At 72.6% G+C, this 10,675-nt stretch carries 9 protein-coding genes and 1 pseudogene; 9 read left to right on the top strand and 1 reads right to left on the bottom strand.

Features of this window, described 5'->3' with window-relative positions; all coding sequences use genetic code 11:
- Positions 1-44: 44 nt before the first annotated feature.
- Positions 45-2,459, bottom strand: coding sequence for an endopeptidase La (gene lon / locus ACWF94_RS21590; protein WP_453490685.1), 2,415 nt, complete (start codon positions 2,457-2,459; stop codon positions 45-47).
- Positions 2,460-2,853: 394 nt separating this feature from the next.
- Here lon and ACWF94_RS21595 point away from each other — a divergent pair, with 394 nt between their 5' ends.
- From ACWF94_RS21595 to ACWF94_RS21635, 9 genes and pseudogenes are all read left to right on the top strand, one after another.
- Positions 2,854-3,441 (top strand): RNA polymerase sigma factor, encoded by a 588-nt coding sequence (locus ACWF94_RS21595; protein WP_453490688.1) that lies wholly within the window; start codon positions 2,854-2,856, stop codon positions 3,439-3,441.
- Positions 3,438-4,280 (top strand): zf-HC2 domain-containing protein, encoded by an 843-nt coding sequence (locus ACWF94_RS21600; protein ID WP_453490691.1) that lies wholly within the window; start codon positions 3,438-3,440, stop codon positions 4,278-4,280. Before ACWF94_RS21595 ends, ACWF94_RS21600 begins: the two co-directional genes overlap by 4 nt.
- Positions 4,277-5,087: pseudogene (locus tag ACWF94_RS21605) on the top strand (ABC transporter ATP-binding protein); the annotation flags it as partial. The gene ACWF94_RS21600 and the pseudogene ACWF94_RS21605, both read left to right, overlap by 4 nt.
- 160 nt (positions 5,088-5,247) lie before the next feature.
- Positions 5,248-6,657: a hypothetical protein gene (locus ACWF94_RS21610; protein ID WP_453490694.1), complete on the top strand. Its 1,410-nt coding sequence runs from the start codon at positions 5,248-5,250 to the stop codon at positions 6,655-6,657.
- Positions 6,654-7,286: a hypothetical protein gene (locus ACWF94_RS21615; RefSeq protein WP_453490697.1), complete on the top strand. Its 633-nt coding sequence runs from the start codon at positions 6,654-6,656 to the stop codon at positions 7,284-7,286. The genes ACWF94_RS21610 and ACWF94_RS21615 overlap by 4 nt, the downstream gene beginning before the upstream one ends.
- Before the next feature lie 135 nt (positions 7,287-7,421).
- Positions 7,422-8,156 (top strand): spermidine synthase, encoded by a 735-nt coding sequence (locus tag ACWF94_RS21620; RefSeq protein WP_453490709.1) that lies wholly within the window; start codon positions 7,422-7,424, stop codon positions 8,154-8,156.
- Positions 8,157-8,256: 100 nt separating this feature from the next.
- Entirely contained in the window at positions 8,257-8,994 is a 738-nt protein-coding gene (locus tag ACWF94_RS21625; protein WP_453490700.1) for a response regulator transcription factor, read from the top strand.
- Positions 8,995-9,075: 81 nt separating this feature from the next.
- Positions 9,076-10,128 carry an ATP-binding protein gene (locus tag ACWF94_RS21630; RefSeq protein ID WP_453490703.1) on the top strand — a complete coding sequence of 351 codons (1,053 nt, stop codon included), beginning with the start codon at positions 9,076-9,078 and terminating at the stop codon, positions 10,126-10,128.
- A gap of 290 nt (positions 10,129-10,418) precedes the next feature.
- Positions 10,419-10,675: 2-oxoglutarate dehydrogenase E1 subunit family protein (locus tag ACWF94_RS21635; protein WP_453490706.1), on the top strand; the 257-nt coding region annotated here is incomplete at its 3' end.

Consider the following 10,675-nt stretch of genomic DNA (forward strand, 5'->3'; position numbering starts at 1 on the left):
CGTACTGACGTACCGACACGTACCGACGTACTGACGTACCGACGTCACGCGGCGGCGGCGACCGCGACGCTTGCCGGGGCCAGCGCGATCTCCAGCACCTGGCGGACGTCCGTCACCGGGTGCACCTCCAGCTTTTCGAGGATCTCGGCCGGGACATCGTCCAGGTCGGCCTCGTTCCGCTTCGGGATCACGACCGTCGTGATGCCCGCCCGGTGCGCGGCCAGCAGCTTCTGCTTCAGACCGCCGATGGGCAGCACCCGCCCGGTGAGCGACACCTCACCCGTCATCGCCACATCCGTCCGCACCTGGCGTCCGGAGAGCAGCGAAGCGAGCGCCGTCGTCATCGTGATGCCCGCGCTCGGTCCGTCCTTCGGGACCGCGCCCGCCGGGAAGTGGATGTGCACACCCCGGTCCTTGAGGTCGGCGACCGGCAGCTCGGTCTCCGCGCCGTGCGAGCGCAGGAAGCTGAGCGCGATCTGCGCCGACTCCTTCATCACATCGCCGAGCTGGCCGGTGAGGGTCAGCCCCGAAGCGCCCGTCTCCGGATCGGCGAGCGACGCCTCCACGAAGAGGACGTCACCGCCCGCGCCGGTGACCGCGAGTCCGGTGGCGACACCGGGCACGGCCGTACGGCGCTCCGCCGGGTCCTGGGCGGACTCGGGCACATGGTGCGGCCGTCCGATCAGCCCGCGGAGCTGGTCGGCCCCGATGGCGTACGGCAGCTCCTTCTCACCCAGCTCGTGCTGGGCCGCGACCTTGCGCAGCAGCCTGGCGATGGAGCGCTCCAGGTTCCGTACGCCCGCCTCACGGGTGTACTCCCCCGCGAGCCTGCGCAGCGCCGAGTCCTCCAGGACGACCTCGCCGGACTCCAGGCCCGCCCGCTCCAGTTGGCGCGGCAGCAGGTGGTCCCTGGCGATGACGACCTTCTCGTCCTCGGTGTAGCCGTCGAGCCTGACCAGCTCCATCCGGTCGAGCAGGGCCTCCGGGATGGCCTCCAGCACATTGGCGGTGGCCAGGAAGACGACATCGCTCAGATCGAGTTCGACCTCCAGGTAGTGATCGCGGAACGTGTGGTTCTGCGCCGGGTCCAGGACTTCGAGGAGCGCGGCGGCCGGGTCGCCCCGGAAGTCCGAGCCGACCTTGTCGATCTCGTCCAGCAGGACCACCGGGTTCATCGACCCGGCCTCCTTGATCGCGCGGACGATACGGCCCGGGAGCGCGCCGACGTAGGTGCGCCGGTGGCCGCGGATCTCCGCCTCGTCGCGGACGCCGCCGAGCGCGACCCGGACGAACTTCCGGCCCATCGCGTGCGCCACGGACTCGCCCAGGGACGTCTTGCCGACGCCGGGCGGGCCGACGAGCGCCAGGACCGCGCCGCCGCGCCGGCCGCCGACCACGCCGAGCCCCCGGTCGGCACGCCGCTTGCGCACCGCGAGGTACTCGGTGATCCGCTCCTTCACGTCCGCCAGGCCCGCGTGCTCGGCGTCCAGGACCCGCTGGGCGCCCTGGATGTCGTACTCGTCCTCGGTGCGCTCGGTCCACGGCAGTTCGAGGACCGTGTCGAGCCAGGTGCGGATCCAGGAGCCCTCGGGGCTCTGGTCGCTGGACCGCTCCAGCTTCTCGACCTCCTTGAGGGCCGCCTCCCGCACCTTCTCGGGCAGCTCGGCGGCCTCCACACGGGCGCGGTAGTCGTCGGACTCGTCCTCGCCCTCCTGGCCGTTCAGCTCGCGCAGCTCCTTGCGTACGGCGTCGAGCTGGCGGCGCAGCAGGAACTCACGCTGCTGCTTGTCGACACCGTCCTGGACGTCCTTGGCGATGGACTCGGCGACGTCCTGCTCGGCGAGGTGCTCGCGGAGCTGGTCGGTGGCGAGCTTCAGCCGCGCGACGGGGTCGGCGGTGTCCAGCAGCTCGATCTTCTGGGCGGTCGTCAGGAACGGGGAGTACCCAGCGTTGTCGGCGAGCTGGGAGATGTCGTCGATCTGCTGGACCCGGTCCACGACCTGCCAGGCACCGCGCTTCTTCAGCCAGTCGGTGGCCAGCGCCTTGTATTCGGTGACCAGCTCGGCGACCTGGCCGGGCAGAGGCTCCGGAACGGTCTCGTCCAGCCGGACGCCCTCGACCCACAGCGCCGCGCCGGGGCCGGTGGTCCCCGCGCCGATCCGCACCCGTCCGCGCCCGCGGATCAGTGCCCCGGGGTCGCCGTCGGAGAGCCGCCCGACCTGCTCCACCGTGCCGAGCACGCCGGTCGCCGCGTAATTCCCGTCCACCCGCGGAACAAGCAGCACCTGCGGCTTGCTTCCACCACTGGAGCGGGCGGCGGCCTGTGCGGCCTCCACCGCGGCGCGTACATCGGGATCGGTGAGGTCCAGGGGGACCACCATGCCGGGCAGTACGACCTCGTCATCGAGGGGCAGCACCGGCAGGGTGAGCGGTGTGACGGTCTGGGACTCAGCAGCCATGATCTCCCCTTAGGCAGTGAAGTTGAGCTATGTGCACTCAATGCATGAGGGCCCTCAGATGTTCCCGAGCCGCTGTTCGCTCTGAGCGATCTGCGCTTGCGCCCGTCTGACCGCGCCTCTGACCGCGCCTCTGACCAGGGTGTATGCAGTGGGGTGCGGCGGGGCGCGGCGCGGTGGCGTCCTGGGCCGTACGAGCAGTCCGGACCCCGGCCCGCACGGGCCGCCTCCTCCGTCCCGTAAGCAGGAGCGTGCCGCTGGCCGAACCCCGGCCCGGCGGCCGGTCCGCGAGCCGAAGAGCGAACCCGGCCCGGCGGCCGGTCCGTGAACCGAAGAGCGAACCCGGCCCGGCGGCCGGTCCGTGAACCGAAAGCCGCCCGGCGGCGATAGACAGGGTGTGAGACGAAAGCGCCCCGCAGGGGAACCCCCGGGCGACGCCGCGCTGCTGCGTGCCATCGGCGGCGGCGACGCCGATGCCCTCGCCGCCCTCTACGACCGCCACGCCGGCTGGCTCCACATCCGGCTGTCCCGCCGCTGCCCGGACCCCGAGACCGTCCGCGAGGTGTTGCAGGACACCTTTGTCACGGTCTGGCGGTCCGCGGGCAGCCACCGGGGAGCCGAGGCCGGGGGCTGGCTGTGGATGATCGCGGCCCGGCGGCTGGTGGACGCGCAGCGGGTCCGGAGCAGACAGACCCGGGCCGTGCCCGAACCCGCCGCGCCACAGGCAGCGCCGTCCGCCGAGGAGAACGTGCTCGCCGGACTGGAGTACGGGGACGTCGGGGCGGCCCTGGACCGTATCTCGCCGGAGCTGCGGGACGTCCTGCGTGCCACGGTCGTCGACGGACTGACCACCCGCGAGACCGCCCGGCTGCTCGGGATACCCGAGGGCACGGTCAAGACCCGGGCGCTGCGGGCCCGCCGTGAGCTGCGGACGGCGCTGGCGCAGCTCGCGCCGGACACCTACCCGCTGGGAGGGACGACATGAGCGACTGGCATGTGAGCGAACCGCTCGCACGGCGGTACGCGGAAGGCTCGGCCGCCGAGCCGGACGCCTGGTCGCTGGAGAAGCACATCGAGGCGTGCGGGCCGTGCGCGGTCCGGGTCTCCGCCGCGGCACGGAGGGGTGCGGCGGGCCCGGTCATCGAGCGGGTGCGCGCGGCCGTACTGGCGGAGGCGGTGGTGGCGCCCGCGCGGCCCGGCCGGACCGTCCGCCTGGTGTGGGCGGCGGGCCCCGTGCTGCGCGGCCCGTGGCCCACGGCGGTGGCGCTGGTGGCGGCGGGCGCGCTCTTCCTCGCGTACGGCCTGGGCGTCGACGCCACCCGGCCGCTGCTGCTGGCGCTGTCCCCGGTACTGCCGCTCGCGGGGGTGGCCCTGTCGTACGGGCGGTACGCCGATCCGCTGCACGAGATCGTCGCGTCGACGCCTTCGGGGGGTCTGCGGCTGCTGCTGGCCCGGACGGCGGTGGTCCTGGCGCTGAGCGTGCTGCCGCTGACGGCGGTGGGCGCGCTGCTGCCCCCGGCGGTGGAGTTCCCGGGCGTGCCGGGTGCGGTGGCCTGGCTGCTGCCGGGGCTGGCGCTGACGCTGGCGGCGCTCGCGCTGGGGTCGTACATCGGCTGCCGGGTCGCCGCTTCGGCGCTGGCCTGCGGCTGGCTGGGTCTGGTGCTGTTCCCGCTGCTGGTGTCGCTGCCGCAGGAGTTCGGCGCCCGGCTCGCGGTCTATGTCTCGGGGCCCGCCGTACAGGGCGGCTGGGCCGGGGCCGCCGTGGTGTGCGCGGGGCTGCTCGCCGTACGCCGTGCATCGTTCGACCATCTGGAGAGGGCATGACGACGACAGAGGGCGCCCGGACGCGCGCCACAACAGAGGGCGCCGGGACGCGCGCCGTGGATGTGACCGGGCTGACCGTCCGGCACCGCAGGACGGTCGCGCTCGACGCGGTCGAACTGGACTTCGGTACGGGGGTGCACGGGCTGCTCGGCCCGAACGGCGCGGGCAAGACCTCCCTGATCCGGGTACTGGCGACGGTCGCCGCCCCGGCCGCCGGGCGGGTGGAGCTGCTGGGCCGCGAGGTGTCGTCCCACCGGGAGCGGGCGGAGATACGGCGGCGGCTCGGCTATCTGCCGCAGGAGTTCGGCTACTACCCGGGGTTCACGGTGCGGGAGTTCGTGGCGTACGTCGCCTGGCTGAAGGAGATGCCGGGGTCCGCGGTGGCGGGGGCGGTGGAACGGGCGGTGGAGCGGGTGGGGCTCGCCGACCGGATCGACGCGAAGGTGCGGACGCTGTCGGGCGGGATGGTGCGCCGGGTGGGCATCGCCCAGGCGATCGTGAACGAGCCCGAGCTGCTGCTGCTCGACGAGCCGACCGCCGGTCTCGATCCGGAGCAGCGAGTCGAGTTCAGAGCACTGCTCCGCGACGTGGGCACCGCTTCCACCGTCATCGTCTCCACTCATCTCGTGGAAGACGTGGCCGCGGCCTGCACCCGGGTGACGCTCATCGACGCCGGGCAGGTCGCCTACCGGGGGTCGACGGCCGAGTTGACCGCCCTCGGGGAGAGCGCGCCGGGCTCGGACGAGGCGGGCAACGCGCTGGAACGCGGCTATACGACGGCCCTGCGGCTCCATCGCGGCTCCCCGGCGCCCGGAACCGGGACCGGAACCGGAACGGGAAGCGGGACCGGAACGGGAAGCGGGACCCCGACAGGGCCCCTGACAGGGCACACCGGGGACACCGCACCCACCGGCCCCACCGGGCCCCCGACCGGACCCGGGACGCGCACAGCCGTGGAGGGCGGCCGGTGAGCACCCTCCGCACCCGGCCCCGGCCGCCCGCCGCGGCCCCCCGCCCCACCGCCGCCCGGCGCGCGCACCCGGTCCGCAGTGAGCTGCTGCGGGGGTCCGCGCCCTGGGCGGGGGCCGCCGTCCTGATCGCGGTCGCCCTGCCGATGGCCACCAAGGCGCATGAGTGGCAGGGCAGCTGGAACGACACCCAGATGCTGCTGCGCAGTGCGTCCAGCCTGTTCGCGGCCCCGCTGGCCGGTGCGGCCGGGTGCTGGCAGGGCGGCCGGGAACGCCGCCGCCAGACCGGCGAACTGCGGGCGAGTGCCGCCCGTGGTCCGCTGGCGCGGACCCTGACGGCCGCGCTGCCCACGGCGGTATGGGCGGCCGTGGCGTATCTGCTCGCCGCCTGCGCCTCGCTGCTGGCCTGTCTGCCCTACGCGTCGGCGGGCCGGCCCCTGGTCTCCCTGCTGATCGCGGACGCCGTGTTCATCCTGGCGGCGGCGCTGATCGGCCATGTCGCCGGGGCACTGGTGCGCTGGCGGCTGGCCGCGCCCCTCTTCGCGATCGCCCTCTTTCTCGCGCTGGGCCTGCCGGGCTACGGGACATCCGCTGCCCGGCATCTGACCCCGTCCACCGCGGCCGACGGCGTGATGCACGCATCGCTCCCCGTCTGGTGGCAGCCGCCGGCCGCGATCGCGTGGGCGGGCGGTCTGGCGGCGGGCGCGGTCCTGGCGTACGCGGCCCGCCGCCGTTACACCGCGCTGCTGCCGCTGGCCCTGGCCGCCTCGGCCGCCGTGGCACTCGTGGAGACCGGCGACCGGGCGTGGCGTAGCGACCCGCTGTCGGAGCGACAGGTCTGCGACACCTCCACCACCCCCGCCATCTGCGTGAACGCCCAGTACCCGGGGATGCTGCCGGAGGTGCGGGACGCCCTGTCCGGCATCACCGGCCGGCTCGACGGCGTAGGGAATCTGCCGGACCGCTTCATCGATCTGCACCGGGACCCACGGCCGGGCGAGGCCCGGCTGCCCATGCTCGAACCGCTGGGCTGGTATGTCGTACGCGGTGAGCTGACCGACCGGGAGCAGTACGCCTGGGAGGCCGCCCAGGCGCTGACCGGAAAAGCCCTGGGCAACCAGGCGGAGCCCTGCCGGGCGCGCTGGGACGACCAGCGGGTGCGGGCGGTCGACGAAGCCGTGTCGGAGTGGCTGGCCCCCCACCCGGCCGGCGCGTCCATGGACCGCGATCAGTTGCGCTGGGCCGAGGACGACGGCACCGCCAAGGAACAGGCCCGAGCCTCGATCAAGGCGCGCAAGGACGCGGTGGCCCGGCTGGACGCGATGGACCCGGCGGAGCGCCGCCCGTGGCTCACCCGCTACTTCGCGACCGCCGGGGACTGCGCGACGAAGGGGGTGCCCGCGCTGTGAGCGGTCCGAACACACTGCTGCTGTACGCCCGTTCCCGGGGGCTGCCCGTCACCCTCGGCGTCCTCGCCGCGACCGTCGTATGCGTCTTCTGGCGCGTGGCCTCGATGAGTTCGGCGGGTTCGGCGGACTCGGCGGGTTCCTCATGGGACCCGGCACTCGAAAAGCCGCTGGTGATCGTGGGGCCGCTGCTGGTCGCCGCGGCGATCGGGACGAGTCTGTACACGTACAGCGACGAACTGGACCGTACGTCGGTACGGCCCTGGTGGCCGCGGCGGCTGACCCAGCTCGCCGGCCTCACCGCCGCGTCGGCTGCTGCGCTGGGGATCGCGATGCCGGGCGCGACGGAGGAGTTCGGCGCGGGCGCGATGGTGCGGAACACCCTGGGGGTGGTGGGTCTCGCGGTCCTGTCGGCGGTGGTGATCGGCGCACGGCTGAGCTGGGCGCCGCCGCTTGCCTATCTCGCCACGATCTATCTGGGTGTGCAGGGCGCCGGTTCCCGCTGGACCGCCGTATGGGCCTGGCCGCTCCAGCCGGGCCCCGGCACCGCCTCCTGGGTCACCGCCCTGCTCCTGCTGGCGACCGCCACCATCGCGTACACCGTCTTCGGGGCCCGCCGCGAGCACCCGTGACAGCGGGACAGAAGGGACAGAAGGGACGGAGCTGGGCGGAAGTCGGTTGTTCCGGAGGACCGGGATGGGGAGCATATGCGCACCCCACCGCACGGCACCCGCACCCCGCACCCCGCACCCCGCACCGGAGGCACCATGTCCGTTCATGCGCTCACCCCGCGTACGCTCGACCGCCGTCACGGCCCGCACGGCGAGGTCGTCCTGCGGCAGCGCGGCGACCACTACGAGATCATCGCCAATGGCTGCTTCCTGATGGACACCTCCGACGGGCGCTCCGAGCGGCTCCTGATCGACGCCGCGTACGAGGCGCTGGACAGAACGAACGACCGGGCAAGCGACCCGGCGGAGAGCAGGACGGGTGGCAGGGCAGGCGACCGGGCGGCGCCCTCGCTGCTCATCGGGGGGCTCGGCGTCGGGTTCTCCCTGGCACACGCCGCCGCCGACCCGCGCTGGCGGCACATCACCGTCGTGGAGCGGGAACAGGCCGTCATCGACTGGCATCGCACCGGCCCCCTCGCCCGGATCTCCGCCGCCGCGCTCGCCGACCCCCGGTGCGCGGTCCTGCACACGGATCTGCTCGCCCATCTCCGCGAGGGCGACACCCGGTACGACGCGCTCTGTCTGGATATCGACAACGGCCCCGACTGGACCGTGACCGACGACAACGAGAGCCTCTATGCTCCGGCCGGACTCGGCGCCTGTCTTCGGCGGCTGACACCGGGCGGTGTACTCGCCGTATGGTCCGCCCGGCCGTCGCCCGCTTTTGAGGAGGCTTTGCGGAATGCCGGGTTCAGCGGGGTAAGAACCGAAGAGATCCGGGTTGCCCGGGGCGTACCCGACGTGGTCCACCTCGGCATCGGACCTGCGTAGCCGGGATGCGGCAACTGGCTTTACGCTGCTGAGCTACAGCTGACCTACACCGGATCTACCACGAGCGTGAATCTCCCGAGAGCGCTTACAGGGGCGGGCGATGGAACAGACACACACCACCCAAAACGGCGTCGCGCCCACACCCGGCGCCCAGCGCCGGGTGCTGGTGGTCGAGGACGACTCGACGATCGTCGACGCCATCGCGGCCCGGCTGCGGGCCGAGGGCTTTCTCGTCCAGACCGCCGTCGACGGCCCCGCGGCCGTCGACTCGGCCGAGACCTGGCAACCCGATCTGATGGTTCTCGATGTGATGCTGCCCGGCTTCGACGGCCTTGAGGTCTGCCGCCGGGTCCAGGCCCAGCGCCCGGTACCGGTGCTGATGCTCACCGCGCGTGACGACGAGACCGACATGCTCGTCGGGCTCGGGGTCGGGGCCGACGACTATATGACCAAGCCGTTCTCCATGCGGGAGCTGGCGGCCCGGGTACATGTACTGCTGCGCCGGGTGGAGCGGGCCGCGCTGGCCGCCGCGACCCCCCGGAGCGGGATTCTGCGCCTCGGGGAGCTGGAGATCGACCACGCACAGCGACGGGTGCGGGTGCGCGGCGACGATGTCCATCTGACGCCGACCGAGTTCGATCTGCTGGTCTGCCTGGCGAACACGCCCCGTGCCGTCCTCTCCCGGGAGCAGTTGCTCGCCGAGGTCTGGGACTGGGCGGACGCGTCGGGCACCCGGACCGTGGACAGCCATATCAAGGCGCTGCGGCGCAAGATCGGCGCGGAGCGGATCCGTACGGTCCATGGCGTCGGCTACGCGCTGGAGACGCCCGCGCAATGAGTGCCGGGAACGCCCAATGAGTGCCGGGAACTCCCAGTGAGCGCCGGGAAGCGCCTCGGGCGCCAGGAGCGGCGGCGGGGTGTGTCCATCTCCATCAAAACCAAACTGGGCGCGCTCGTCGTCATCTCGGTGTTCATCACCACGGGCCTGCTGGTGGTGGCGCTGCGCACCTCGACCGAGCTGCGTTTCATCACGGTGTTCTCGGTGATAGCGACCCTGCTGATCACCCAGTTCGTCGCGCACTCGCTGACCGCGCCGCTGGATGACATGAACACGGTCGCCAAGGGCATATCGCACGGCGATTTCACCCGCCGGGTGCGCGGCGCCGACCGCCGTGACGAGCTGGGCGACCTCGCTTCCACCATCAACCGGATGGCCGACGACCTGGAGGCCGTGGACCAGCACCGCAAGGAGCTGGTCGCCAATGTCTCGCACGAGCTGCGCACCCCGATCGCCGCGCTGCGGGCGGTCCTGGAGAACGTGGTCGACGGGGTGTCCGCCGCCGACCCGGAGACCATGCGCACGGCGCTGAAGCAGACGGAGCGCCTGGGCCGGCTGGTGGAGACCCTGCTCGATCTGTCAAGGCTGGACAACGGGGTCGTACCGCTGCGGGCACGCCGCTTCGAGGTGTGGCCCTATCTCTCGGGGGTGCTCAAGGAGGCCAATCTCGCCGCCGCCCAGCGCCGGCTGGCCTCCGGGTCGGGTCACCACACCCGTACGGACGTACATCTGCATCTGGATGTGTGGCCGCCGGAGCTGACGGCGCACGCGGACGCCGAGCGGCTGCACCAGGTGGTCGCCAATCTGATCGACAACGCGGTGAAGCACTCCCCGCCGCACGGCCGGGTGACGGTGAAGGCCCGTCGCGGCCGGGCTCCCGAGTCGCTCGACCTGGAGGTGGTGGACGAGGGCCCCGGCATCCCCGAGCAGGAGCGCCACCGGGTCTTCGAACGATTCGACCGGGGCAATGTGGCGGCCCCGCACGGCAAGGGCAGCGACGGCGGTACGGGTCTCGGGCTGGCCATCGCGCGCTGGGCGGTGGATCTGCACGGCGGGCGGATCGGGGTGGCGGAGTCGGTGATGGGCTGCCGGATCCTGGTCACTCTCCCGGGGGTGCCGTCGGCGCGAGGTTGACGAAAGGTTCGAATCGAACCGGCCACCCCGGAGAGATACGGGCAGCCATCCGGGCGGAACCGGCCGGGCGGCGAAGCCCCTAAGGGCAGCTCGATGCCCTCACGAGGGTGCGCCATACACCCATCGGGGGCAAACCGTCCTTGTTTCCCGCCGTTCCAAACCCCGAAACCCGCCTTTCGGTGTGACTTAGGCGACGATGGCCCGCCCGGCCTGCACCTCTCGGCTTCGGAGGCGTAGCCTTGATTCCCGCTGTCCATCACCTTGTGAAGCGGAAGAGGGCGGTTGCCGCCGTGTCGTCTCAGTCCCCCAATAACTCAAGCTCCCCCAGCCTCCGGCCGGGCGGTGCCCCCACGACCGATCAAAGCGCCCAGGGTCCCGACCCTGCCGCCGCTTTCGGCCCCAATGAGTGGCTTGTCGACGAGATCTATCAGCAGTACCTCCAGGATCCCAATTCGGTCGACCGAGCCTGGTGGGACTTCTTCGCCGACTACAAGCCAGGTGCCGGGAACACCTCCGCCACCGGGGTGAGCGCGACGGAAGGTGCCCC

Source organism: Streptomyces sp. NPDC055078, assembly GCF_053607985.1.

What these genes read in the sequence shown, in the direction of transcription:
- ACWF94_RS21600 (WP_453490691.1), top strand. Translation starts at nt 3,438, where the DNA reads ATGAGCGACTGGCATGTGAGCGAACCGCTCGCACGGCGGTACGCGGAA.
- lon (WP_453490685.1), bottom strand. Translation starts at nt 2,459, where the DNA reads ATGGCTGCTGAGTCCCAGACCGTCACACCGCTCACCCTGCCGGTGCTG.
- ACWF94_RS21625 (WP_453490700.1), top strand. Translation starts at nt 8,257, where the DNA reads ATGGAACAGACACACACCACCCAAAACGGCGTCGCGCCCACACCCGGC.
- ACWF94_RS21620 (WP_453490709.1), top strand. Translation starts at nt 7,422, where the DNA reads ATGTCCGTTCATGCGCTCACCCCGCGTACGCTCGACCGCCGTCACGGC.